The organism is Bacillus sp. MRMR6, from assembly GCF_001940785.1.
Lineage (GTDB): Bacteria > Bacillota > Bacilli > Bacillales > Cytobacillaceae > Neobacillus.
In genome coordinates, this window is record NZ_MSLS01000003.1 from 151,490 (window position 1) to 176,460 (window position 24,971).

Below are 24,971 nucleotides of genomic sequence, written 5' to 3' on the forward strand. Positions count from 1 at the left end.
GCTTATTTAGGTGTTCTCTAATTGTTCTACTTCTTCTTTTGTTAAAGCTTCGCGCCAGATGGTGGCACCAAGTCCGTTTAATTTTTCGACTAGATTGCTGTAACCACGGTCGATGTGTTCAAGTCCGGTTACTTCGGTTACGCCCTCAGCAATAAGACCGGCAATGACTAAGGCAGCACCTGCTCTTAAGTCGCTCGCTTTTACCTTCGCTCCCTGAAGCTGAACAGGACCATTGATGATCGCTGAGCGACCTTCAACCTTAATGTTCGCGTTCATTCGTCTTAATTCATCGATATGCTTAAAACGGGCACCGTATATGGTATCGGTGACGACACTAGAACCAGCGGCTTTTGTCAAAAGTGAGGTAAATGGCTGCTGCAAGTCAGTTGGGAATCCTGGATAGACCAATGTTTTAATGTCAACCGCTTTCAATTCACGCGAGCCACTGACATATATTTGATCGTCCCCTGTCTCAACCTGAACACCCATCTCACGAAGCTTCGCAATGAGTGATTCTAAATGCAGTGGAATAACGTTATCAATCAACACACCCTCACCAACAGCAGCACCAAGAATCATATAGGTACCGGCTTCAATACGGTCAGGAATAATCGTATGCTGACAGCCATGAAGTTGATCAACACCGTCGATCCGAATAACATCCGTACCAGCACCTTTAATTCTTGCACCCATGTTGGTTAATAATGTGGCTACATCAATAATTTCTGGTTCTTTCGCTGCATTTTCAATGATGGTCCGGCCCTTTGCTCTAACAGCAGCAAGCATAATATTGATCGTTGCGCCAACACTAACTACATCCAGGTAAATTCGAGCACCGCGCAGCTCGTCGGCTCGCAAATAAATTGCTCCCTGTTCGTTCGTAATTCTCGCACCTAGTGCTTCAAAGCCTTTTATATGCTGGTCAATCGGACGGGGACCTAGATGGCAGCCTCCTGGTAACCCAATAACCGCCTTTTTAAAGCGGCCCAGCATGGCACCCATTAAATAATACGAAGCACGCAGCTTCTTTACTTTTCCGTTCGGCAATGGCATCGAAATCATCGCTGAGGGATCAACTGTCATAGCAAAATCATCCGAAAGCTCTACCTTCCCGCCAATTTCCTCGAGTAAGTCCTTTAGGATTTCTACATCTGAAATATCTGGCAGGCCTTCAATAGTTACTGGTGATTCTGCCAAGATGGTTGCTGGAATTAAGGCAACTGCACTATTCTTTGCTCCACTTATTCTTACGGTACCTTTTAATGGGTAACCGCCTGCAATTTTAAGTTTTTCCATTTTCGACTCCCTTCTAAGCCTTTGGGTTTGGCTAAAAAAATCTCTGCCAACCATGGGACTGACTCCCATTAACCGCCAATTAAGATAAATATTTCCACCATCAAAAGGCAAATTCCGACAGCTTGTCTATCATCTAGTTTACACGAAAATTTAATTTTCATGTATCTATAATGAAAAAAGTTCGAAAAAAATGGAAAAAATTACAGCCAATTAGCTATTATTACGAGTTTCCCAATCCTTCAGGAACGCTTCGATCCCTTTATCTGTTAATGGATGATGTGTTAAGCCCATTAGAACCTTGTAAGGGATAGTGGCAATATGCGCACCTCTTAGAGCTGCTTCTGTTACGTGAATTGGATTACGGATTGATGCTGCAATAATTTCGGTTTCAAGGCCATGAACCGCAAAAATATCAGCGATTGTAGAGATTAGATCTAAACCATTTTGGCCAATATCATCTAATCTTCCGAGGAATGGAGATACATATGAAGCGCCTGCTCTTGCAGCAAGAAGTGCCTGGTTTGCGTTAAAAATAAGAGTTACATTTGTTTTAATACCTACTTTTGAGAAAGCATGTACAGCTTTTAAGCCTTCTGGTGTCATTGGAACTTTTACTGTGATATTTGGAGCGATTGCTGCTAGTTCTTTGCCCTCAGCGATCATTCCTTCTGCATCTAAAGCGATTACTTCAGCACTTACTGAACCTGGTACTAATTCTGCAATTTCTTTAATACGGTCGTGAAAGGATACGTTTTTTTCTTTCGCCACAAGGGATGGATTGGTTGTTACTCCCGCTAGTAATCCTAAGTCATTCGCCTCACGGATTTCTTCTAAATTAGCTGTGTCAATAAAAAATTTCATGTTATGTTTCCCCTCCAAATTTTCAGTAAAAGTTTCGACAAAATTTTCAATCTATTTATTACAGATTGAAACCGCCCACTTACTTAGGGGCGGTTTCAATTACTACAACTGTACCATTATCACTAGGTCCTAACAAGAGGTTCTAGTAAAGTTAATATAATTTATTATGTTCCTCTGTCTAGCTCCAGTGCCTAGGAGCTCGGGTCATAAGCCAATCCGTCAAGGAGGTTAAAGTACAACCTCCATGCCGGCTCGTCTTATGCCTGTCGCCCCTGGGCAAGGCACTTCCGCTTTTCTACTTAAGCTCTACCTGAAGAACCGAATTCGCGCATTTTGCCGATTACTGTTTCTTTGATCGCGTCACGAGCTGGGCCTAAGTATTTACGTGGATCGTACTCGTTAGGCTTTGCAGCTAATACTTCGCGAACTACTCTTGCTGAAGCGATTTGGTTTTCAGTATTTACATTGATTTTCGCTGTTCCAAGAGAAACAGACTTTTGGATATCCTTTAATGGAATACCAGTTCCACCGTGAAGTACTAACGGAAGGCCAATAGCTTTACCGATTTCTTCCATCTCTTTGAAACCAAGGTTTGGTTCGCCTTTGTAAGGACCGTGAACAGAACCTAATGCTGGTGCCAGGCAGTCGATGCCAGTGCGCTTAACAAGCTCTTCACACTCTTTCGGGTCTGCATAAATAACACCTTCAGCGATAATATCGTCTTCTTGTCCGCCAACTGTTCCTAGTTCTGCTTCAACCGATACACCTTTAGAATGAGCATACTCAACAACCTTAGAAGTTGTTTCAATGTTTTCTTCAAATGGGTGGTGAGAAGCGTCAATCATAACAGAAGTAAAGCCTGCATCGATTGCTTCTTTACACTTTTCAAAGCTTGAACCGTGATCCAGGTGGATTGCAACTGGTACGGTAATTTTATAATCTTCTAGTAAACCTTCTACCATTTTCACAACGGTTTTGAAACCGCCCATATAACGTGCTGCTCCTTCAGAAACACCAAGAATAACCGGTGATTTTTCTGCTTCAGCAGCTTGAAGGATTGCTTGCGTAAACTCTAAATTGTTAAGGTTAAATTGCCCAACAGCGTAACCTTCTGCTTTCGCTTTGTTAAGCATCTCTGTCATTGAAACTAAAGGCATATCATTTTTCCTCCTTAGTATAGGTCATGTATCCTCTCACAAAACAGGGCTTTCCATAACAGGTTTTCCCTCATTTTTGCTGATTATGTATAATCCGATTAGATATTAACCAGTAAAAGTTCCATATGTATCATACCAAAAGGAAGAATGAAATTCCATTAATCTTATCGAGTTTTGCAAACTGTCATAATGAAAGCGGAACCACTGTAATGAAGGCGTTTTCTTTTAAAAACGGTTCTCTAGTTTGCCTTTTGCGGGATATGTTTGCGCACAGCTGCGCGGATGTCATCAATATCAAATGGCTTAGCAAAGTGAGTAATGGCTCCTAGGTCCTTGGCTTCCTGAATCATATCCAATTCCCCGTAGGCCGTCATAATAATTACCCGAATATCTGGTTCGATAACCTTCATTCTTTTTAAAATTTCGATACCATCCATTCCTGGTATCTTCATATCCAATAGAACGAGATCTGGGTCATGCTTCGTAACAATATCAAGTGCCTGTATTCCGTTTGCTGCCTGAAAGGTTTGATACCCCTCTTTTTGAAAAACCTCATTTAATAAAATACGGATTCCAAATTGGTCGTCAACAATTAAAATTTTCTCTTTCATAACTCCACCTCTTCCATTTTGTTAGAATTTTATTTCCAGATTATCCCCTGTTGATTTCTATTCGACATTACTTCCAAATTACCTCCTTATTTCCCAGCTTGTTTTGTGTTAATTTATGGTAAATTGTCTTTTTTCACAGAAAGACTATAATAGACTTGTGTAAAGGAGGTTTAGTATGTTAAAAATGTTTACCACCCAATTAATGGGTTTATTCAAGAGAATTGAGGGAAAAGAAGAGTTTGCTTTCGAAGATGGTGCCCGCTTGCTCACCCAGGCTCCTGCTGGTGAAGGATGCATCTATATTTTCGGTGCCAGAGAAATGAAGGCAATCGAATCAGAGGCGCTTCAGGGGGCAGAACCTTTAACATCTGCAAAAGTGTTAATGAATGTTGCTGAGTTGACCGACGCAGACCGTGTGTTATTGTTTACGCGAACATCTGCCGACCAAGAGGCCATTACTCTGGCAGTGCAGCTTCAGGAGAAAGGGATTCCAATGGTAGCCGTTTCTACTGCAGTCGAAGATGGACAACTTACCGATTTGGCCGATGTACATATTAATTTACAGCTAAAAAAAGGATTATTGCCAGATGATGAAGGAAACCGCTTTGGCTATCCTGCCTCGATGGCAGGTTTATATGCTTATTATGGCTTGAAGTTTACGATTGATGAAATTTTAACTGAATATGATCTATAAAACGACTTTTTAAAAGGGTCGTTTTTTTGTTTGGAATGGTTTTGGACATTTAGACATTTTTTTCCACACAAAAAACCAGTCCCCTTAAAGAGAACTGGCCCTCAAAAATTATTTTTGTAGTGTTGCTTTAATGAAGTCACGGAATAACGGCTGTGGGCGTGTTGGTCTTGAGACGAATTCTGGGTGGAATTGTGATGCCACGAACCATGGGTGGTCCTTGATTTCAATAATTTCCACTAAACGGCCATCAGGGCTTGTACCAGAGAAGACAAAGCCTGCCTCTTCCATTTCTTGACGGTAGTGATTGTTAAACTCATAACGATGGCGGTGACGCTCGTAGATGACTTCGTCTGCGTAAGCCTCAAATGCCTTCGTTCCTTCCTGCAACCGGCATGGATATAGACCAAGTCTTAATGTTCCGCCTAAATCCTCGACATCCTTTTGCTCAGGAAGCAAGTCGATGATCGGATACTTTGTTTCTGGTACAAATTCAGCAGAATGTGCTCCTTTGTATCCAAGAATATTTCGTGCAAATTCAATCGTTGCCAGCTGCATTCCTAGGCAGATTCCAAGGAATGGCTTTTTCGTTTCACGTGCATAACGAGTGGCATGAATTTTCCCTTCGACACCGCGGTCACCGAATCCGCCTGGAACAAGGATGCCGTCCACATCATTTAATAATTCGGCAACATTGTCTCCATTTACTTCTTCAGCATTAATCCACTTAATTTCAACATCAGCATCAAAGGCATAGCCTGCATGTTTCATTGCTTCTACAACGGAAATATAAGCATCCTGCAGTTCAACATACTTTCCAACAAGTCCAATTCTTGTTTTACCAGATAGGTTAAGAACCTTCTCGACAAGTGCTTTCCACTCTGTCATTTCTGGTTCAGGTGTTGTTAATTTTAAGTGATCACACACAATTTCATCCATATGCTGCTCTTGAAGTGCCAGTGGAATCGAGTAAAGGGTATCCGCATCTTGGCACTCAATCACTGCTTTTGAATCGATATCACAGAAAAGAGCAATTTTATCCTTCATGTCCTGTGATACAGGCATTTCTGTACGCACCACGATGATATTTGGCTGAATTCCAAGACTGCGCAGCTCTTTCACACTGTGCTGAGTTGGTTTTGTTTTCATTTCACCCGCTGCCTTGATATACGGGATTAACGTACAGTGGATATACATGACATTACTGCCGCCGATATCACTTTTAATTTGGCGGATCGCCTCAAGGAATGGAAGAGATTCGATATCCCCAACAGTACCACCAATTTCAGTTATGACAACATCAGCATTTGTTTCATGACCAGCACGGAACACGCGCTCCTTGATTTCGTTTGTGATGTGCGGAATAACCTGAACCGTACCGCCAAGATAATCGCCGCGACGCTCTTTCCTTAGTACAGTAGAATAGATTTTACCAGTCGTAACGTTACTATATTTATTTAGGTTAATATCAATAAAGCGTTCGTAGTGGCCTAAATCTAGGTCTGTTTCCGCGCCATCGCCGGTAACAAATACTTCACCGTGCTGGTAAGGGCTCATTGTTCCTGGGTCCACGTTAATATACGGGTCAAATTTTTGAATCGTTACATTCAAGCCGCGATTTTTCAATAATCTACCTAAGGATGCAGCGGTAATTCCCTTTCCAAGTGAGGAAACCACCCCACCTGTTACAAAAATATACTTTGTCATAAAATAAATCCCCCTCTAAATCAGTTTGCGCATTTCTTTGTTGGTTTAAGGCTTCTTTTTTAAAAAATTTTTCAATCACAAATAATCGAAAAAAACAAAAAAAGCGCCCCCCGCTTACACACTGGTAAGGGGAGCGCTTGAGTGTTAATGTTTAGCCGTCCTTTTTTAAGGAGCCCAAAAAAGATTTTACAAGGCTAGTATTAAAAAGTCAAGCCATTAAAGTTTTTCGTCTTCATCCAACTCTAGATTGTCATCCTCATCAAGATCGTCATCCTCGTCATCATCAAGGGCAAATTCGTCATCTTCCTCGATAATTTCCTCATCGATCTCTTCTTCGTCATCGTCGTCAAACTCATCGACTGCATCTATGTCTTCCAGGATGTCTTCGTCTTCATCAAGAAGATCATCATCTTCATCCGCAAAGTCATCAAGATCATCATAATCTTCATCATCGATTTCATCGAAGTCTTCAAGTTCAAGTTCTTCTTCGTCAACAGCCTTCTTCGCCTTTTTCTTCTTAGGTTTGATCACCGTAACGACTTCTTCCTCTTGCGTATCAACTGGATACCATACACGGAGGCCCCAACGGTTGTCCCCTAGTGAAAGGAAACGGCCATCTATATTTATGTCAGTATAAAACTGAGCAATTCTTGACCTAACTTCTTTTTCGCTAAGTTCAGCAGCTCTAGAAACTTCAGTTAATAATTCATGGAAGGAAATTGCTTGTTTGCTATTTTTTAAAAACTCGTAAGCCATCTCGATCAGAGATAACTCTTTTAATTGCTCTTTTGAGTATTGTTTTAAACTCAACTTCGGCACTTCCTTTCTCTATTTACACCCTGACAGCAAAGCTTACAGCATTCAATCAGGCACCTATAAAAATACATATTCTTCATTATAAACAAAATCCTGCCGTTTATGCTAGTTCTATCTGCTGTTTTGCTTGATTTTTTCCTTTTTTGGCTGTTCGCCATCTGATTTTATCTTTTTCAACTCTTTGATTGCAATGAAAAGGAAGAAGAGTGCTAGTAGCAGGAAGGAAATTGCGCCTAGGGAATGCTCATAAAGAAAGTATAGCGGCCAAGCAAAAATGATTAACGTATATATGATGGTACTGAGCCTCATTGTCCACACCCGCCAGAACTTAAGAAGTAATTTGCTAGTTAGATTATATAAGATAATGGCCCAATTTTTGCACTTGTTGAAAAATAAATTTTTAACGAGATTGGAGCGAAAGGTGCTTCGCTTTCCGCGGGCGTGCCGCAGAGTCTCGCACCTTTCGCTCCAATCAAATAAATTGCACTTTGATAAAGCTGTTCAACAGCAATTGGGTCACAGATTTAGATTACATATTTCTTCGATACTGGCCGCCGACTTGGTAGAGGGCTTTGGTGATTTGGCCAAGGCTTGCCACTTTTACTGTTTCCATTAATTCGGCAAATATGTTGCCGTTGTTGACGGCGGCAAGCTTTAGGCGTTTGAGTGCTTCTGCTGTTTCTTGTTTGTGGGCTTCCTGGAAGGCACGCAGATTGTGAATCTGCAATTCCTTTTCTTCTAGGGATGCCCTTGCAAGTTCCATGTTGTTGACGTCGTCTTCTGAAGGTGGATTTGGATTCAAGTACGTATTAACGCCAATGATTGGCAGCTCACCTGTATGCTTTTTCATTTCATAATACATCGACTCATCCTGGATTTTACCACGCTGGTATTGGGTTTCCATCGAGCCAAGCACACCACCGCGGTCATTCAGGCGTTCAAATTCCTGCAGAACCGCCTCTTCTACTAGGTCGGTCAGTTCGTCGACGATAAACGAGCCCTGCAACGGATTTTCATTTTTCGTTAGTCCGTGCTCTTTTGTGATAATCATTTGAATTGCCATTGCGCGGCGAACCGATTCCTCTGTTGGTGTCGTAATTGCTTCGTCATATGCGTTGGTATGAAGTGAATTACAGTTATCCTGCAAGGCCATCAATGCCTGCAGTGTTGTTCTAATATCATTAAAGTCGATTTCCTGCGCATGCAAAGAACGGCCGGAGGTTTGAATATGATACTTTAGCTTTTGGCTTCGCTCATTTGCACCATACTTATCACGCATCACCGTGGCCCAAATTCTCCTGGCTACTCGCCCAATGACCGTATACTCCGGATCTAAACCATTTGAGAAGAAGAAGGAAAGGTTTGGCGCAAAATCATCAATATGCATGCCGCGGCTCAAATAGTATTCCACATAGGTGAACCCATTAGATAACGTAAAGGCCAGCTGCGAAATCGGGTTCGCTCCTGCTTCGGCAATATGGTATCCAGAAATCGAAACAGAGTAATAATTACGCACTTGATGATCAATGAAATATTGCTGAATATCACCCATCATTCGCAGCGCAAATTCTGTTGAAAAAATACAGGTGTTTTGTCCCTGGTCTTCTTTTAGAATATCAGCCTGTACGGTTCCTCGAACTGTTTTTAACGTATAAGCCTTCACTTCAGCAAATTCTTCAACCGTCAGCATCCGCCCAAGCTCTTCCTCTCTGTTCTTCACCTGCTGGTCAATTGCCGTGTTCATGAACATCGCCAAAATAATCGGTGCAGGACCGTTAATCGTCATCGAGACGGATGTTGATGGTTGGCAGAGGTCAAAGCCAGCATACAGCTTTTTCATATCATCGAGTGTACAAACGCTGACGCCGGACTCGCCAACCTTTCCGAAAATATCTGGGCGGTAATCCGGATCCTCACCATATAAGGTTACGGAATCAAACGCCGTACTTAAACGTTTAGCCGAATCATCCTTTGATAAATAGTGGAACCTTCGATTGGTTCTATCCGGAGTTCCCTCGCCTGCAAATTGCCGCTTCGGATCCTCGCCCTCACGCTTGAACGGGAATACTCCTGCCGTATAGGGGAAGTTTCCAGGAAGATTTTCACGGTACACCCAGCGGATAATTTCACCGTAATCTTTATACTTCGGCAAAGCCACCTTAGGAATATCAATCCCTGAAAGGCTCTTTGTTTTTAAGACTGTAATAATATCTTTATCACGAATACGCGTGATAAATTGGTTGCTGCTGTATGCCTCTTTCGTTTTTTCCCAACCACTGAGGATTTTCTTCGATTCAGGTGTCAACTTTGCTTCTGTTTCCTCTTTGAGCGCTGTTAACGCTGCTAAAACAGCAGCATTAGCTCCGCTTTCTTTTACGGCTAGAATGGCACCCTCAAGCTGGAATAATTTCCGGGAAATATTCGCCTGCTCTTCGGAAGCCTTATGGTAGCGCCGGACCGTTTCGGAAATTTCCCGAAGATAATAACGTCGGTCCGTGGGGATGATCACATTTTGTTTTTCAACCACTACATTTTTTGAAAAAGAGGTCACCCAATCCGTTCCGACTTTTTCATTCATTTTTTCTATTAATACAGCAAATAAAGCATTTGTACCCGGGTCATTGAATTGACTCGCAATCGTACCGTATACAGGCATTTCCGAAGGATCCTTTTCAAACAGCATATGGCTGCGCTGATACTGCTTTTGCACCTGACTTCTAGCATCCTCTGAACCCTTGCGCTCAAATTTATTAATGACAATTAAATCAGCAAAATCAATCATGTCAATCTTCTCAAGCTGTGAAGGAGCCCCAAACTCACTCGTCATCACATAAAGGGACATGTCGCAGATTTCGGTAATCTCAGCATCACCTTGACCAATTCCACTTGTTTCCACGATGACAAGGTCAAAGCCTGCCGCCTTCACAACGGATACGGCATCCTTAATGGCCAGCGACAATTCATTTCTCGATGCCCTTGTTGCCAGGCTTCGCATATACACATTGGGGTTGAAAATGGCATTCATTCGAATTCGGTCACCTAGTAAGGCCCCGCCTGTTTTTTGCTTTGTTGGGTCAACAGAAAGAATCGCAACCTTTTTAGCAGGAAACTCATTAATAAACCGACGAATCAATTCATCTGTTAACGAGCTTTTTCCAGCACCGCCTGTTCCAGTAATCCCGACAACCGGAACTTCCTGTGACATCGTTTTAACTTTTTCAAGCAGGCTTTCCGCCGCTGCTGCCGCTTCACGTTTTTTATCAACATGTAGCTCGGCAATCGTAATCAGCTTCGCAATGGCATTAACATCGCCCGTTGGCAGCTTTTCAATCTGCTCGGTTGCATCCGTTGTAACGGTAGGGAAATCACACTCCTCGAGCATGCGATTAATCATCCCCTGCAAACCCATTGTTCTGCCATCTTCAGGTGAGAAAATCCAAGCAATTCCATAGTCATGGAGCTCCTTGATCTCACGAGGGATAATCACTCCGCCGCCGCCGCCATAAATGCGGATGTTCGGAGCACCTTTTTCCTTCAATAACTCGTACATATATTTAAAGTACTCTACGTGTCCACCCTGATAAGAAGAAATCGCAATCCCTTGTGCATCCTCTTGTATCGCTGCGTTTACAACCTCCTCAACCGAGCGATTATGGCCTAAATGAATGACCTCTGCTCCGCTCGCCTGGAGGATTCTTCTCATAATATTAATTGAAGCATCGTGACCATCAAACAAACTCGAAGCCGTCACAAAGCGGACATGATGCTTCGGTCGATAAATTTCCGTTGTCGTCATCCTTCTCCCCCTCATTTGAAACAGGCAGGGTGCTAGGTGAGCACCCGCATTGTATTAATGTTCCGAATTCCCTTTGTTCATGTTTGTCAGTCCGGTAATTAAAAGATTGGTTTGAAGCTCAATGTATTCTTCGAGCGTAAATGATTTTTGCAGTGCCCAGCGGCGGAAGCTCCACATTTGTCCCTCGACAATGATATTGTGGGAAATGATTTTCACCTGCTCATCTGTTAAATGGAGCTCGCCATTTTCCACACAGAGCGTCAGAAGCTTTTCAAACATCCCTGCCATTTGTAATTCCTTCTTCAACACATATGGAAGGGCATCCTTTGTCAGTGACTTCGCTTCTTGGTACATGACCAGAACTTCAGCCTGCATTTCATCGATAACTCGGAAATAGTTGGCAATCCCCTGCTTCAGGCTCTTTAATGTGCCTTGCTTCTGCTCTAGGTCCTGCTGAAGCCGCTCGCTGACATGGTCATAAATACTATCGCAAACGAGGTATAAGACATCTTCCTTCGTTCGGATATATTCGTATAACGTCCCGATGCTAAAACCGGCCGCTTTGGCAATTTCACGTGTAGTCGTTCGATGAAATCCTTTTTCTTTAAAAAGAGCAACGGCCCCTTTGATCATTTGATTTCGTCTTCTTTGCACAAGGCGTTCGTCTTTAACCGAAGCATGTACTTCCCGCTTTTTCATCCCCTATCAAACCGCCTTTGTTCTACAATTCAATTATTTGTTATCATCCTTGAGATAACAAGGCGTTGAATTTCCTGTGTTCCCTCATAAATTTGTGTGATTTTCGCATCGCGCATGTAGCGTTCTACCGGATAATCCTTTGTATAGCCATAGCCGCCAAAGACCTGAACCGCCTCCGTTGTCACCTTCATCGCTGTGTCACCAGCAAGTAATTTAGACATCGCAGATTCTTTACCGTACGGCAGGCCCTCCGACTCTAACCATGCTGCTTGGTAGGTTAATAGCCTAGACGCTTCAATACTTGTTGCCATATCGGCAAGCTTAAAGGCAATTCCTTGATTGGCAGCAATCGGTTTGCCAAATTGCTGGCGCTCTTTTGCATAGTCGACCGCAGCGTCTAACGCACCTTGAGCAATTCCGACTGCTTGTGCGGCGATGCCGTTGCGGCCGCCATCAAGGGTCATCATCGCAATTTTAAAACCTTCTCCCTCCGCGCCAAGCCTATTTACGACAGGCACCTTGCAATCTTCAAAAATAATTTCCGTTGTTGGTGATGAGCGAATGCCAAGCTTCTTTTCTTTCTTCCCAACCGAGAACCCTGGGAAGCCGCTTTCGACGATGAACGCTGTTGTTCCTTTTTGCTTACTTGATGGGTCTGTTAAAGCGAAAACCACATAGATTTCTGCCTCGCCGCCGTTTGTGATGAAAATTTTTGAGCCATTAAGGACGTAATGATCTCCTTCTAAACGAGCCATCGTTCTCATCCCGCCTGCATCTGAACCGCTTCCCGGCTCTGTTAAGCCGTAAGCACCGATTTTCTTCCCCTCTGCCATCGGGCGTAAATAGGTTTGTTTTTGTTCCTCAGAGCCGAATTTGTAAATCGGCCAGCCTGCCAGTGAAGTATGAGCAGATAGCGTTACACCGATGCTGGCATCTACACGAGAAAGTTCTTCTACTGCGATGCAATATGCCAAATAATCACTGCCGATGCCGCCGTACTCTTCCGGCCATGGAATACCCGTTAATCCTAACTCTGCCATTTGATCGAAAATCTCACGATCAAAGCGCTCCTCCTCATCCCGTTCCGCGGCGGTCGGTGCAACCTCGTTTCGAGCAAAATCACGCACCATTTTTCTAATCATTTCATGCTCTTCAGACAATCGAAAGTTCATAATGGGAGTCCTCCTAATGTTTAAAGTACACAAATTCGTATTTCTACAAATTTTAGGTCTATATCAACAAATTCTGGATCGATATCAACAAATTTTAGGTCTATATCTACAAATTCCGGACCGATATCAACAAATTTTAGGTCTATATCTACAAATTCCGGTCTACATTCTACAAAAAATTGAATATACCCAAGAAGTTAAAGATATTTACTAATAACAATCCGCTGAATCTCGCTTGTGCCCTCGTAGATTTCGGTTATTTTCGCATCACGGAAGTAGCGCTCCACCGGGTATTCCTCTGTATAGCCGTAGCCTCCGAAAACTTGTACCGCTTCTATGGCCACCTCTACCGCTGTCTTTGAGGCATATAATTTTGCCATTGAAGCTTCTTTTCCACATTCCAGCCCTTTCGACCGCAGATCTGCAGCCCGGTAGAGTAGTAGTTTTGCCGCCTCAACATTCGTTGCCATATCAGCAAGCTTAAAGCCGATGCCTTGCTGAACCGCAATCGGTTTGCCAAATTGCTGGCGCTCTTTAGCGTAGCCGGTTGCTGCGTCTAAGGCTGCTTCTGCAATCCCAAGTGCCTGTGCAGCAATGCCGATTCGACCGACATTTAGATTCGCCATCGCAATTTTAAAGCCCTCTCCCTCTTGGCCAAGAAGATTTGCTGCTGGTACTCTCATATCTTCAAACGTTAGCTGTACGGTTCTCGAGCCATGTAATCCCATTTTGTGTTCGTCTTTACCGATGACAAAGCCAGGTGTATTTTTTTCAACAATAAAGCATGAGATCCCTTTGGCACCAAGCTCTGGATTGGTTGAAGCAAATACAATATACACATCTGCTTCCCCGCCATTTGTTATAAACATCTTCGAGCCGTTGATCACATAATGGTCAGCATCACGTACCGCTCGTGATTTCAAGCTCGCAGCATCAGAGCCCGAACTGGCTTCTGTTAAACAAAAGGCACCTAAATATTCGCCTGATGCAAGCTTTGGGACAAACCGCTGTTTTTGTTCTTCCGTGCCAAAATAAAGAATCGGGTTGGTGCCGACACTTGTATGCACAGACAAGATTACACCGACCGTGGCACTCACCCTCGATAATTCATTAATGGCAATAATATAGGAGGTAAAATCCATTTCAGCTCCGCCGTACTTTTCAGGGACCGGAATGCCCATCAAACCGAGTTCACCCATTTTACGAAGAATTTCACGGGGAAACTCACCTTTTTCCATTCTATCTATAAAGGGAGCAATCTCATTTTCTGCGAAATCACGAACCATCTTCCGCATCATTTCCTGCTCTTCTGTGAATGTAAGCTTCATATCTTTCTCCCTTCCCGAGGTCACTCGTAAATATAAAAACCGCGTCCTGATTTCTTTCCGAGCCAGCCGGCTTTTACATATTTCCGAAGCAGCGGGCATGGGCGGTACTTGTCATCACCGAAGCCTTCATGCAAGGTTTCCATAATATATAGACAAGTATCTAAGCCGATAAAATCAGCAAGCGTTAACGGCCCCATTGGGTGGTTCATTCCCAGTTTCATTACCTCGTCAATCGCTTCCTTCGTCGCCACACCTTCATAGAGCGTATAAATCGCTTCATTAATCATCGGCAAAAGTATTCGGTTGGAAACAAAGCCCGGATAGTCATTGACCTCCACAGGTACCTTGCCAATTGTTTTCGTCATATCTTCAATGACTTGATAAACGTCATCCGCTGTCGCTAAGCCGCGGATAATTTCAACTAGTTTCATCACTGGTACTGGATTCATGAAATGCATACCAATCACTTTTTCTGGACGATTAGTTGCCGCGGCAATTTCTGTGATCGGCAAGGAGGAGGTGTTAGACGCCAAAATGGCATGTGGAGCTGCAATTTCATCTAATTGCGCAAAAATCTTTGTTTTGATTTCCATATTTTCAACAGCTGCTTCAATTACAAGATCGACCCCGCTGGCATCATTCAGGTCTGTGGAAGCGGTAATCCGACTAAGAATTTCTTGCTTTTCTGCATCTGTCATACGCCCTTTGTCAACATTGCGTGATAAGTTTTTGTTGATTACAGATAAACCGCGCTCCACAAACTCTAGTTTCAAGTCATTGAGTGTAACCTGATAGCCTGCCTGCGCGCACACCTGGGCAATCCCAGACCCCATTTGACCCGCACCGATTACTAAAATCTTATCAACCTTCATTTCTTCCCCTCCAATAGGGGTCAGAAAAAATTCTGACCCCGTTATTAATCTAGTAAAAAACTCAAAACACTAACCAAATTTCCAGCAGCATCTAAGCCTTTGGTACCTCAATCATTACAGCATCGCCCTGGCCGCCGCCGCTGCAGATAGCAGCAATTCCGATTCCGCCACCTCGTCGCTTTAATTCATGCATTAAGGTAATGATGATCCGCGCACCGCTTGCTCCAATCGGATGACCTAATGCCACCGCGCCGCCATTCACATTGATCTTTTCATGGTCAAGTCCGGCAATTTTGCCACTCGCTAAACTAACGGCCGCAAAGGCTTCGTTTATTTCAAATAAATCAATTTCATCAACGGTTTTGCCTGTCTTTTTTAATAAGCTATTAATGACAAGCCCAGGTGTTTGCGGGAAGTCCTTTGCTTCAACAGCAACGGCCGCATGACCTAGGATAATCGCTTCCGGATTACACCCCTGCGCCTCGGCAAGCTCCTCACTCATCAATACAAGAGCCGCCGCCCCGTCATTGACACCCGGTGCATTTCCAGCTGTGATGGTTCCATCAGAATTAAAAACTGGTGCTAGCTTTGCCAATCTATCTAGTGAAGTGTCTTTACGTGGTGCTTCATCCTGTTCGACGACAACGGGTTCCCCTCTTAACTGAGGTACGGTGACAGGCACTATTTCCTGAGAAAATTTCCCGCTTTCGATGGCGGCAATTGCCCGCTGGTGGCTTCTTAGTGCCCACTCGTCTTGTGCCTCGCGGCTGATTTCCATTTCTTTTGCGGTTGAGTTTCCGTAGGTGCCCATATGGACACCGGTAAAGCTGCAGCTTAAGCCATCATGTATCATTAAATCCTTTACGGTGGAGTCGCCCATTTTCAGTCCCCAGCGCGCTTTTGGGAGAATGTATGGTGCATTGCTCATCGATTCCATGCCTCCGGCCACAATGACCTGTTCATCACCGGCGCGTATGATTTGATCTGCCAGAGTCACACTGCGCATCCCTGAAGCACAGACTTTATTTACGGTTTCTGTTTTTACCCCCCAAGGCAATCCTGCAACTCTAGCCGCTTGGCGTGACGGAATTTGTCCCTGGCCCCCTTGTAAAACCGTTCCTAAAATCACTTCCTGTACTTCTTCAGCTTGCACCCCTGCTCGTAGTAAGGCTTCTTTCACAGCTATACCCCCAAGCTGTGAAGCAGTCAGGCTGCTTAATGATCCGCCTAGCTTTCCAAAAGGTGTTCGTACCCCGCTTAAAATGACTGTTCTCCCCATTTCAATTTCTCCCCTTTTCAAATTACTAAGTTTCGTAAAGATCCCTTCACTGATTGACTGAACGCTCGCTCAATATTTGTACAAAAAAATCGTACAGGCCTTCCGACCGCACCTTTTACAAATGTAAGCGTTTTACTTTATGCTTTTATTTTACATAAAAAATAGCAAAAGTTGAAATGTTTTGCACAAAATTCTTAATTTTTTTTGAATTCTGGCAATACACAAATCAACTTCAGCTATTTTAAAAAATTGAAAGTTATGCCACTTCCCCGCATACAGCTTTTTCTAAAAGTTCGGCGACGTCGTAGGTTGATACTTCTTCTTCTACTTCTTTTGCTTTTGTTCCGTCTGACAGCATGGTTAGGCAGTATGGACAGCCTGAGCTGATGACGGAAGGATTGACGGCTAGTGCCTGCTCTGTTCGGCTGACGTTGATGCGATGGCCTGTTTCTTCCTCCATCCACATTAAGCCTCCGCCTGCGCCACAGCACATTCCCGTTTCACGATTACGTTCCATTTCCACAAGCTTTACGCCAGGAATCGATTTTAGAATCTCTCTCGGCGGATCATATACATCGTTGTATCGACCTAAGTAACAAGAATCATGGAAGGTAATCGTTTCATTCACAGCATGCTTAGCTACAAGCTTACCGTCACGAACGAGTTCATATAACACTTCCGTATGATGGTAAACCTCTGCTTCTAAACCAAAGTCAGGGTACTCATTTTTAAAAATATTATAGGCATGCGGGTCGATTGTCACAATCTTCTTAACCTCAGCCTTTTCAAATTCTGCAATATTGTTGCTTGCCAGCTCTTGGAACAAGAACTCATTACCAAGACGGCGCGGCGTGTCACCTGAGTTTTTCTCTTTATTCCCCAAGATTGCAAACTTCACACCCGCTTCGTTTAACAGCTTCGCAAACGAAAGGGCAATCTTTTGGCTGCGATTATCGTAGGAGCCCATTGAGCCAACCCAAAATAAGTATTCAATTTCCTCGCCAGCCTTTTTCGCTTCTTTTACCGTTGGAACATGAACGTCTTCGCGTGCTTCACGCCATGTTTCACGTTCTTTTCGGTTTAAGCCCCATGGATTGCCTTGACGTTCAATATTGGTCATCGCACGCTGGGCATCTGCATCCATCTTTCCTTCTGTTAAAACTAAGTAACGGCGAAGGTCAATGATTTTATCTACGTGTTCATTCATAACTGGACATTGGTCTTCACAATTTCGACAGGTCGTACATGCCCAGATTTCTTCTTCGGTAATCACATCACCAATTAGACTTGGATTGTATACATGCGCTGCTGCTGATTCTTGTGCTCCTTGGCCGCCAGCCGCTATCGCAAGCTGGTTACCAACTGTATTAGTAAAGGCAAAGGTTGGGACCCAAGGCTGTTTCGAGGTCACCGCTGCGCCATGATTGGTCAGGTGATCTCGTAGTTTTACGATTAAATCCATGGGCGAAAGCATTTTGCCTGTTCCTGTAGCCGGACACATATTGGTACATCGTCCACATTCCACACAAGCATAAAAATCAATCATCTGATGCTGGGTAAAGTCTTCAATTTTTCCAACGCCAAAGCTTTCTTGTGATTCATCTTCAAAATCAACCTTCATCAACTTGCCCGGTTTATCTAAACGGTTGAAATAAACGTTTGCTGGTCCAGCAATTAAGTGCGCATGCTTGGACTGCGGAACATAGACAAGGAAGGTTAATAAAAATAATAAATGCACCCACCAGGCAAGATAGAAGATACTAATGGCAGCGGTTTCACCTATCCACGAAAAAGCGACTGCAATCAACGAAGCAATCGGCTCTGCCCACGTAGCCTCATGACCGTGCCAGATAATGCCCATTCCGTTTCCAACTAGAACAGAAAGCATCAAGCCGCCGATAAATATAAGGACAAGTCCTGATTTGAAATTACGCTTTAAGCGAACTAATTTTTCAACGTAACGGCGATAAAAGGCCCAAATCACGGCAACTAAAATCATCAATGTAACGATTTCTTGGAAAAAGGTGAAACCGGAATATATTGGTCCAAGCGGTAAGTGTGAACCTGGAGCTAACCCCTTCCAAATAAAATCAATCGCACCAAATTGAACGAGAATAAAGCCATAAAAGAACATAATATGCATGATACCGCTCTTCTTGTCCTTTAATAATTTCTTCTGACCGAATACGTTTACCCAAATTTTCTGGAGTCGTTCTTTCACCTTGTTGTCAAACTCGACTTTTTTTCCAAGCTTTATGAATTCAATCCGAGTTTTCACTACATAAACAAATAGACTGACAGCGTAAGCGGTTACAACTAGGAATGCAATAAGATTAACCCATAATAGCCCACTCATTCAAAACGCCCCTTCCCCTTAATTTTAAATTGTTCCTTCCAAAACCCAAAGTTGTAGAAAATTTTTAACATTTTCTGAATTTATACTTATCTCCATTATAATATGAATGAGCATTCAGTCAATGATTTTTACTTAAAAGTTCATTTGACTTTTTGCAAATTCATACTAATGGCCTTTCAAATTCATACTAATGACCTTGTTTGGCAAACATAAAACAAAGTCAAACTACAATTAACGGGATTATCCTCCATAACCCTTTGATTGTTTTGTTTGCGGTTCTTTAAACCTTTCCATCCATGTTGTGTGTGGGATAAATGATTGGAGGAAAATTGTTTATGAGGTTTATTTTTATTTTGACAGGACTTTTACTACTGATTTTTGTCTGGCTCTACCTAGATTTCTCGCTAGGCAGGCAGAAACACTTTTCGATCACTCGTAAACAACAGGAGAACCCTATTCTATATGGGGATTTCGATATTTTCCCTCGGGGCAAATCATTATTTTCCGATTATTTTAGTGAATTACAAAGTGCAAAAAAGCATATCCACATATTGTTTTATATCGTCCGAGATGACGAATTCAGTCAGGAATTTTTTGATATTTTAAAAGCAAAAGCGAAAGAGGGCGTGGAAGTCAGACTGCTCGCAGACAGAATCGGCAGTTTTGGATTAAAAAAGCAAACAATAATCGAATTGCAGGATGCTGGTGTCCAATTTGCTTATAGCAATCGAATAAAGCTGCCCTACCTTTTTTACTCGTCACAAGTAAGAAATCACCGCAAAATCTCGATTATTGATGGTAAAATTGGTTACCTTGGCGGCTTCAATATTGGTAAAGAGTACATCGATCAAGATCCCGAGCTGAGTCCGTGGCGTGATTATCATTTAAAAATTACCGGTGAGAGTATCCCCTCCCTCCAGCAAGAATTTTTTAATGATTGGAAGGAGTATTCAGAAGAAAAACTTACGGATGAATCGGTTTATTATGAAAAACAGCCGAAAGGCAGGATACCCCATCAATATGTCCCAACAGAAGCAAATCAGCTTGAAGACAGGTACATCGCTCTGCTGCGGAAAGCGGAGGATTCGATTATGATTGGCACACCTTATTTTGTACCAAGTAATAAGGTCCTTGACGAACTCGTGCAAGCCGCAAAGAGAGGAATTCAAATTACGATTGTTGTCCCTTTTATATCTGATCATATGCTTGTACAAGAAGCTTCATACCGGTATTTACGAACGATGCTTCGTGAAGGTGCACAGGTGTATCAATATAAAAAAGGATTTTATCACGCCAAATCCATTGTCATTGATGAGAAAATCTGCGACATTGGGACCGCCAATTTTGATAAAAGGAGTTTATTTTTAAACAAAGAAATCAATTGTTATTTCTATGACCCTGCCTTTGTTAGGCGTTTTAAAGAAATTTTAGAAAAAGACATTCTTGATTCTAAACAGGTAAGCTTAGAGGACCTTAATAAAAAAAATCTAAAAAGGACATTTAAAGAAGCTATTGCTGGTGCTTTTTCCTATTTTTTATAGACAGGAGTTAGGTAAAAGATGAAGATCCGTTTCGGTTATGTATCAACGGCGATCAGTCTATGGGATGCTTCCCCTGCTAAAAGTCTTACCTATACCCGCTACCAGCAGTTAAGTGAAGGGGAACGCATTGAAAAATTGCTGCATGTTACCCAGCAAAATATTCATCATACATTACGGATGCTTCACTACAATATCGCCCATGAAATTGAGGTGTACCGGCTTTCCAGCTCGATTGTTCCTTTAGCGACCCATCCCGATGTCCGCTGGGATTTTATAACACCTTTTCAGAACGAATGGCAAGAACTTGGCAAACTTATCAAAAAGCATAGACTCAGGGTTAGCTTTCATCCAAATCAATTTACTTTGTTCACCTCGAAGCAAAAAAAGATTACCGATAATGCCGTCATCGATATGGAATACCACTATGACATGTTTCAAGCGATGGGTGTGGCGGATGCTGGGCTAATCAATATTCATATTGGTGGTGCTTACGGCGATAAGGTGGAAACCATTACTCGCTTTCATAAAAATCTTAAAAAGCTGCCACTTCATATTAAAAGAGTGATGACCTTAGAAAATGATGATAAAACCTACAACACAGAGGAGACCCTGCTCGCTTGTGAAAAGGAATCGATTCCGCTCGTGTTCGACTATCATCACCATATGGCCAATCTTTGCGTGCCTGAACTTAGAGACCTTCTGCCAAGAGTGTTTCAAACCTGGGACCATACCCATCACATCCCCAAGATTCACATCAGTTCACCAAGGAGCCAGAAGGAATTCCGCGCCCATGCAGAAATGGTTGATTTGAATTTTATCATGCCCCTACTGGATTTGCTTCGCGAACTAGGACAGGATATTGATTTCATGATTGAGGCAAAATCAAAGGACCAGGCGCTATTAAAACTAGTCGAGGACATGAGCAAGCTTCGCGGCTACAAACGTATCAGCGGCGGGACTATTGAAGTGAAATAACGGTGCATGTTTTTCGTGATAAGTGGTTAAAGTAAATCCGATGAACCAAGGAGGGATATAAATGGAGAGTACTAACCAATTTGTCCAAAAATTCAATGAAAATAAGAAAAAACAAGCGAAAAACAAAAAAAGCCAGGGCAATGGCCATCCCGAACAAAAACTTCCTAATAAGCTGCATTAACCAAAAGAGTCTCCGATGTGGAGACTCTTTTTTAATCTTCCTCGATTAAGTTTAAGACCGGGACGTCTCGCTCTTCTTCGGGATTCTGCTTCGAATAAATTCTCGCCATTTTCGTTGCCTCATCTACATGCTGGATGATCACAGGCGCTCCATCATAGGTCACATTAATCATTTCAACAGACTCAGCAATTTCCTTAGCCCTTCCTACGTTCATACGGTTCACTCCTCCATCAAAGTCACTAATAATATCTGCAAAAACTGGAGAACTATTCATGTGGTGGTGGGAAAATCCAACTGATTTACCTGCCAGCATGGAAGTTTTACCTACCATAAAAATGCCCCCTTTGCTAAAAAGGGAGCAAAATCTTCATTACATTTTTTCAGGAGCAGAAACCCCGATTAAGGCTAGGGCATTGCGGAGGCTGACCTGAACTGCCTTGATCAATCCTAAACGTGCCTTCGTCCGTTCTGGATGCTCAGGATCCAATACTTTTTCCGCATTGTAAAAGCTGTGGAATGTGGAAGCCAGTTCAAAGATATAATTTGAAATTCGGTGCGGCATACGCTTGACCGCTGCCTCGCCTACCGCCTGCGGGAACTCACCAAGCTTTTTCAAAAGATCCATTTCCTTTTCAGATGCCACTAAGGAAAAATCAGCACCGGAATCTACCTGAATTCCTTGTTCTTCGCCTGCACGCAGAATACTGCAGATCCGCGCGTGCGCATATTGTGCATAATAGACTGGATTCTCATTCGATTCTGACACGGCTAAATCTAAATCGAAGTCCATATGTGTGTCCGCACTGCGCATCGCAAAGAAATACCGTGTCGCATCGAGGCCGACCTCATCAACCAAATCACGCATCGTAACAGCCTTTCCGGTCCGCTTACTCATCTTCATCTTCTCACCATCTTTATAAAGATGTACAAGCTGAATAATCTCGACCTCAAGTGCCTCGCGGTCATAGCCAAGCGACTGAATCGCCGCCTTCATCCTTGGAATATACCCGTGGTGATCGGCACCCCAAATATTAATCAGTTTCTCAAACCCACGATTGAGCTTGTCCTTGTGATAAGCAATATCCGGCAGTAGATACGTATAAGAACCGTCCTGCTTGATCAATACGCGATTCTTGTCATCGCCGAAATCCGTCGAACGAAGCCAGGTTGCTCCATCTTCTTCATAAATATAGCCATTTTGACGCAAGGCCACTAACGCTTCGTCAATTTTCCCATTTTTATAAAGTGAGGTTTCTGAGAACCATACATCAAAGCGGACACGAAAATCCTCAAGGTCCTTTTGGAGCTTCGCCATTTCATACTTCAAACCATACTCACGGAAAAACTCAAACCGCTCCTCAGCACTGACATTTGCATGCTTGTCACCAAACTCCTCAGCCAACTTCTTCCCGATACCGATGATATCCGCACCGTGGTAACCATCTTCCGGCATGTTTTTCTCAAGCCCCAGCGCCTGGAAATAACGTGCTTCGACCGAGTATGCCAAGTTATTAATCTGATTTCCTGCGTCATTAATATAATACTCACGGGAAACATCATAGCCCGCCTTGTCTAAAATATTGCACAAAGAATCACCGACCGCCGCACCGCGTGCATGGCCGAGGTGAAGGTCACCGGTCGGGTTTGCCGATACAAACTCAATTTGTATCTTCTGTCTGCCGCCAACCGTCGTTTCCCCGTACTTCTCTCCAGCCTCAAGCACCGTCGGAATCAGGTCAGTCAAATAAGCATTATTCATGTGAAAATTAATGAATCCCGGCCCTGCCAATTCCATTTTTTCTATTGACGCCTTTGAACGATCAAAATGTTCAATAATTGCTTCTGCAATCATTCGCGGCGCCTTTTTTGCCACACGCGCAAGCTGCATTGCCATATTCGTCGAATAATCTCCGTGCGCCTTTTCTTTAGGAATTTCTAAAATCACATCAGGAATTTGCTCTTCTGTTGCCAAGTTTGCCTTGATTACAGCGGCCCGGATTTCTTCCTTTAACCTTGTCTGTACCTGTTCTACAATGTTCATTACTTCTCCTCCTGAAATGCTATTTCTAAATGGTATGTATTATCAGGTGAGCCATTCAACGAGAAATCATAAACGATCTCAATAAGACCTTTCCCATTTTCATAGGAAAAATCAATCTTTCTCGCCGTCGTCTCTGTCGCAAATTCTCCAAAAGACATTTCATAACTCCCATTAAGCCTCCGATTCACCTCAAACGGCAAGCGCATCTTAAGGGCCCCGCCTCGTAGAATCAACGCCCCAGTCTTCGAAATTTTCACAATCGTCCGGACCGTTCCTTCTTCAATCACTTCTTCATATTTCAAAAAGTGGGCATTTCCTTTTTCAAAGTATCGACCAAAAACCGTCAATTCAAAAGTCTCATTCTGGTCAATTGTCGTTTTTACATTAACTTTTACTATTGTTTCTGTTTCAGGGGTAGACAAATCTCCTGCACTCCCTTTGCTAACTTTTTTCGACTAGTTTCAGTCTTCTATTATAACCTTTTCTCATTGTCAAATTCAAAAGAATGCCTGCCCCGGTGTGGGGCAGGCACCTATTAACTCGGATTTCTGGCTTTATTTTACCCAGCCAAGAAGCATTTCACGAATTAGTTTACTAGCTGTGTTTGCTGTTTGTTCTGAATGGTCATAGATTGGCGCCACTTCCACAAGGTCGCCTCCGACTACATTTACTTCAGAGCGGGCAATTTCATGAATCGAAGCAAGCAGTTCTCTTGAAGTGATTCCGCCTGCATCCACTGTTCCCGTTCCTGGCGCATGCGCTGGGTCAAGTACGTCGATATCAATGGTTACATAAACAGGACGTCCTGCAAGTGTTGGCAGGATTTCCTTTAACGGCTCTAGTACCTCAAACTTTGAGATATGCATGCCGTTTTCCTTCGCCCACTGGAATTCTTCTTTCATACCAGAGCGGATTCCGAAAGAATAGACATTTTTCGGACCGATGTGCTCAGCAATTTTTCGAATTGGCGTAGAATGTGACAGAGGCTCGCCTTCGTAATGCTCACGTAAATCGGTATGGGCATCAAAATGAATGATCGCTAAATCAGGGTATTTCTTATACATTGCTTTCATAACAGGCCAAGATACTAAATGCTCTCCGCCCATTCCAAGCGGGAACTTGCCTGCATCTAGAAGCTGGTCGATATAATCCTCGATCATATCAATACTTTTTTGCGGGTTACCAAACGGCAGCGGGATATCCCCTGCATCAAAATACTTTACATCCTCAAGCTCTCGGTCAAGATACGCACTGTACTCCTCGAGGCCAATTGACACCTCGCGAATACGCGTCGGGCCAAAACGGGACCCCGGACGGTAACTTACTGTCCAGTCCATCGGCATCCCATAAAGCACCGCCCTGCTACTTTCAAAACTTGGATGGCTCTTAATAAAAACATTACCAGAATAAGCCTCATCAAAACGCATTAAATATCCCTCAATTCTATGTATACTCGTACAATAGCTATATTTGGACGCGGCCAGGTGGCCGCGCAATAAATATTACTCGATTAACTTTATTAGTTACCTCTTTTGCCAATTCAGCACCCGTTTAGGGCACTTACCACATTAACTGTCCACCCCACGCGTACA

Annotated in this window: 22 protein-coding genes; 4 read left to right on the top strand and 18 right to left on the bottom strand. The window is 43.1% G+C overall.

Features of this window, described 5'->3' with window-relative positions; translation table 11 throughout:
* Positions 1-6: 6 nt before the first annotated feature.
* The 4 genes from BTR25_RS05000 to BTR25_RS05015 all read right to left on the bottom strand — a co-directional run bounded on the left by BTR25_RS05000 (position 7) and on the right by BTR25_RS05015 (position 3,925).
* Positions 7-1,296 carry a UDP-N-acetylglucosamine 1-carboxyvinyltransferase gene (locus BTR25_RS05000; RefSeq protein ID WP_075687066.1) on the bottom strand — a complete coding sequence of 430 codons (1,290 nt, stop codon included), beginning with the start codon at positions 1,294-1,296 and terminating at the stop codon, positions 7-9.
* 210 nt (positions 1,297-1,506) lie between these two features.
* On the bottom strand, positions 1,507-2,157 hold the full coding sequence (gene fsa, locus BTR25_RS05005; protein ID WP_075686755.1) for a fructose-6-phosphate aldolase: 651 nt from the start codon (positions 2,155-2,157) through the stop codon (positions 1,507-1,509).
* 299 nt (positions 2,158-2,456) lie between these two features.
* Complete coding sequence (locus BTR25_RS05010; RefSeq protein ID WP_075686757.1) at positions 2,457-3,314, bottom strand: class II fructose-bisphosphate aldolase; 858 nt, start codon at positions 3,312-3,314, stop codon at positions 2,457-2,459.
* 239 nt (positions 3,315-3,553) lie between these two features.
* Positions 3,554-3,925 carry a response regulator gene (locus BTR25_RS05015; RefSeq protein WP_075686759.1) on the bottom strand — a complete coding sequence of 124 codons (372 nt, stop codon included), beginning with the start codon at positions 3,923-3,925 and terminating at the stop codon, positions 3,554-3,556.
* A gap of 175 nt (positions 3,926-4,100) precedes the next feature.
* On the opposite strand from BTR25_RS05015, the gene BTR25_RS05020 reads away from it, so the two are divergent.
* The gene (locus BTR25_RS05020) at positions 4,101-4,619 is read left to right on the top strand and encodes a DUF2529 domain-containing protein (RefSeq protein WP_075686761.1); all 519 of its coding nucleotides are present in this window, start codon (positions 4,101-4,103) and stop codon (positions 4,617-4,619) included.
* 108 nt (positions 4,620-4,727) lie between these two features.
* Here the strand turns inward: BTR25_RS05020 and BTR25_RS05025 are convergent, their stop codons facing one another.
* The 10 genes from BTR25_RS05025 to BTR25_RS05075 all read right to left on the bottom strand — a co-directional run bounded on the left by BTR25_RS05025 (position 4,728) and on the right by BTR25_RS05075 (position 18,641).
* Positions 4,728-6,323, bottom strand: a complete 1,596-nt coding sequence (locus tag BTR25_RS05025; RefSeq protein WP_075686763.1) for a CTP synthase — start codon at positions 6,321-6,323, stop codon at positions 4,728-4,730.
* 216 nt (positions 6,324-6,539) lie between these two features.
* On the bottom strand, positions 6,540-7,133 hold the full coding sequence (gene rpoE, locus BTR25_RS05030; protein WP_075686765.1) for a DNA-directed RNA polymerase subunit delta: 594 nt from the start codon (positions 7,131-7,133) through the stop codon (positions 6,540-6,542).
* A gap of 117 nt (positions 7,134-7,250) precedes the next feature.
* Positions 7,251-7,448, bottom strand: a complete 198-nt coding sequence (locus BTR25_RS05035) for a hypothetical protein (protein ID WP_075686767.1) — start codon at positions 7,446-7,448, stop codon at positions 7,251-7,253.
* A 220-nt stretch (positions 7,449-7,668) separates the two neighbouring features.
* Positions 7,669-10,935 carry a fused isobutyryl-CoA mutase/GTPase IcmF gene (icmF, locus tag BTR25_RS05040; protein ID WP_075686769.1) on the bottom strand — a complete coding sequence of 1,089 codons (3,267 nt, stop codon included), beginning with the start codon at positions 10,933-10,935 and terminating at the stop codon, positions 7,669-7,671.
* A gap of 54 nt (positions 10,936-10,989) precedes the next feature.
* Complete coding sequence (locus BTR25_RS05045; protein ID WP_075686771.1) at positions 10,990-11,634, bottom strand: TetR/AcrR family transcriptional regulator; 645 nt, start codon at positions 11,632-11,634, stop codon at positions 10,990-10,992.
* 29 nt (positions 11,635-11,663) lie between these two features.
* Positions 11,664-12,806: an acyl-CoA dehydrogenase gene (locus BTR25_RS05050; RefSeq protein WP_075686773.1), complete on the bottom strand. Its 1,143-nt coding sequence runs from the start codon at positions 12,804-12,806 to the stop codon at positions 11,664-11,666.
* 197 nt (positions 12,807-13,003) lie between these two features.
* Entirely contained in the window at positions 13,004-14,134 is a 1,131-nt protein-coding gene (locus BTR25_RS05060) for an acyl-CoA dehydrogenase (RefSeq protein WP_075686777.1), read from the bottom strand.
* Between the two features lie 20 nt (positions 14,135-14,154).
* A complete protein-coding gene (locus BTR25_RS05065) occupies positions 14,155-15,006 on the bottom strand; it encodes a 3-hydroxybutyryl-CoA dehydrogenase (RefSeq protein ID WP_075686779.1) in 852 nt (283 codons plus the stop codon).
* 91 nt (positions 15,007-15,097) lie between these two features.
* Positions 15,098-16,285 (bottom strand): acetyl-CoA C-acetyltransferase, encoded by a 1,188-nt coding sequence (locus tag BTR25_RS05070; RefSeq protein WP_075686781.1) that lies wholly within the window; start codon positions 16,283-16,285, stop codon positions 15,098-15,100.
* 256 nt (positions 16,286-16,541) lie between these two features.
* Complete coding sequence (locus tag BTR25_RS05075; RefSeq protein ID WP_075686783.1) at positions 16,542-18,641, bottom strand: 4Fe-4S dicluster domain-containing protein; 2,100 nt, start codon at positions 18,639-18,641, stop codon at positions 16,542-16,544.
* 335 nt (positions 18,642-18,976) lie between these two features.
* Here BTR25_RS05075 and cls point away from each other — a divergent pair, with 335 nt between their 5' ends.
* The 3 genes from cls to BTR25_RS05090 all read left to right on the top strand — a co-directional run bounded on the left by cls (position 18,977) and on the right by BTR25_RS05090 (position 21,338).
* The gene (gene cls / locus BTR25_RS05080; RefSeq protein ID WP_075686785.1) at positions 18,977-20,182 is read left to right on the top strand and encodes a cardiolipin synthase; all 1,206 of its coding nucleotides are present in this window, start codon (positions 18,977-18,979) and stop codon (positions 20,180-20,182) included.
* Positions 20,183-20,200: 18 nt separating this feature from the next.
* The gene (uvsE, locus tag BTR25_RS05085) at positions 20,201-21,157 is read left to right on the top strand and encodes a UV DNA damage repair endonuclease UvsE (protein WP_075686787.1); all 957 of its coding nucleotides are present in this window, start codon (positions 20,201-20,203) and stop codon (positions 21,155-21,157) included.
* A 61-nt stretch (positions 21,158-21,218) separates the two neighbouring features.
* Positions 21,219-21,338 carry a DUF4023 family protein gene (locus tag BTR25_RS05090; RefSeq protein WP_075686789.1) on the top strand — a complete coding sequence of 40 codons (120 nt, stop codon included), beginning with the start codon at positions 21,219-21,221 and terminating at the stop codon, positions 21,336-21,338.
* A 31-nt stretch (positions 21,339-21,369) separates the two neighbouring features.
* Here BTR25_RS05090 and BTR25_RS28740 read toward each other — a convergent pair whose 3' ends face one another.
* The 4 genes from BTR25_RS28740 to speB all read right to left on the bottom strand — a co-directional run bounded on the left by BTR25_RS28740 (position 21,370) and on the right by speB (position 24,806).
* Positions 21,370-21,669: an H-type small acid-soluble spore protein gene (locus BTR25_RS28740; protein WP_483295232.1), complete on the bottom strand. Its 300-nt coding sequence runs from the start codon at positions 21,667-21,669 to the stop codon at positions 21,370-21,372.
* Between the two features lie 39 nt (positions 21,670-21,708).
* Positions 21,709-23,379 carry an arginine--tRNA ligase gene (gene argS, locus BTR25_RS05100; protein ID WP_075686791.1) on the bottom strand — a complete coding sequence of 557 codons (1,671 nt, stop codon included), beginning with the start codon at positions 23,377-23,379 and terminating at the stop codon, positions 21,709-21,711.
* Positions 23,379-23,801, bottom strand: a complete 423-nt coding sequence (locus tag BTR25_RS05105) for a YwiB family protein (RefSeq protein WP_075686793.1) — start codon at positions 23,799-23,801, stop codon at positions 23,379-23,381. The genes argS and BTR25_RS05105 overlap by 1 nt, the downstream gene beginning before the upstream one ends.
* A 132-nt stretch (positions 23,802-23,933) precedes the next feature.
* The gene (gene speB / locus BTR25_RS05110; RefSeq protein ID WP_075686795.1) at positions 23,934-24,806 is read right to left on the bottom strand and encodes an agmatinase; all 873 of its coding nucleotides are present in this window, start codon (positions 24,804-24,806) and stop codon (positions 23,934-23,936) included.
* Between the last annotated feature and the right edge of the window lie 165 nt (positions 24,807-24,971).

Bases quoted from the DNA above. Each gene is read 5' to 3' on its own strand.
- BTR25_RS05000 (WP_075687066.1), bottom strand. From the start codon at position 1,296: ATGGAAAAACTTAAAATTGCAGGCGGTTACCCATTAAAAGGTACCGTA.
- fsa (WP_075686755.1), bottom strand. From the start codon at position 2,157: ATGAAATTTTTTATTGACACAGCTAATTTAGAAGAAATCCGTGAGGCG.
- BTR25_RS05010 (WP_075686757.1), bottom strand. From the start codon at position 3,314: ATGCCTTTAGTTTCAATGACAGAGATGCTTAACAAAGCGAAAGCAGAA.
- BTR25_RS05015 (WP_075686759.1), bottom strand. From the start codon at position 3,925: ATGAAAGAGAAAATTTTAATTGTTGACGACCAATTTGGAATCCGTATT.
- BTR25_RS05020 (WP_075686761.1), top strand. From the start codon at position 4,101: ATGTTAAAAATGTTTACCACCCAATTAATGGGTTTATTCAAGAGAATT.
- BTR25_RS05025 (WP_075686763.1), bottom strand. From the start codon at position 6,323: ATGACAAAGTATATTTTTGTAACAGGTGGGGTGGTTTCCTCACTTGGA.
- BTR25_RS05035 (WP_075686767.1), bottom strand. From the start codon at position 7,448: ATGAGGCTCAGTACCATCATATATACGTTAATCATTTTTGCTTGGCCG.
- icmF (WP_075686769.1), bottom strand. From the start codon at position 10,935: ATGACGACAACGGAAATTTATCGACCGAAGCATCATGTCCGCTTTGTG.
- BTR25_RS05045 (WP_075686771.1), bottom strand. From the start codon at position 11,634: ATGAAAAAGCGGGAAGTACATGCTTCGGTTAAAGACGAACGCCTTGTG.
- BTR25_RS05050 (WP_075686773.1), bottom strand. From the start codon at position 12,806: ATGAACTTTCGATTGTCTGAAGAGCATGAAATGATTAGAAAAATGGTG.
- BTR25_RS05060 (WP_075686777.1), bottom strand. From the start codon at position 14,134: ATGAAGCTTACATTCACAGAAGAGCAGGAAATGATGCGGAAGATGGTT.
- BTR25_RS05065 (WP_075686779.1), bottom strand. From the start codon at position 15,006: ATGAAGGTTGATAAGATTTTAGTAATCGGTGCGGGTCAAATGGGGTCT.
- BTR25_RS05070 (WP_075686781.1), bottom strand. From the start codon at position 16,285: ATGGGGAGAACAGTCATTTTAAGCGGGGTACGAACACCTTTTGGAAAG.
- BTR25_RS05075 (WP_075686783.1), bottom strand. From the start codon at position 18,641: ATGAGTGGGCTATTATGGGTTAATCTTATTGCATTCCTAGTTGTAACC.
- cls (WP_075686785.1), top strand. From the start codon at position 18,977: ATGAGGTTTATTTTTATTTTGACAGGACTTTTACTACTGATTTTTGTC.
- uvsE (WP_075686787.1), top strand. From the start codon at position 20,201: ATGAAGATCCGTTTCGGTTATGTATCAACGGCGATCAGTCTATGGGAT.
- BTR25_RS05090 (WP_075686789.1), top strand. From the start codon at position 21,219: ATGGAGAGTACTAACCAATTTGTCCAAAAATTCAATGAAAATAAGAAA.
- BTR25_RS28740 (WP_483295232.1), bottom strand. From the start codon at position 21,669: ATGGTAGGTAAAACTTCCATGCTGGCAGGTAAATCAGTTGGATTTTCC.
- argS (WP_075686791.1), bottom strand. From the start codon at position 23,379: ATGAACATTGTAGAACAGGTACAGACAAGGTTAAAGGAAGAAATCCGG.
- speB (WP_075686795.1), bottom strand. From the start codon at position 24,806: ATGCGTTTTGATGAGGCTTATTCTGGTAATGTTTTTATTAAGAGCCAT.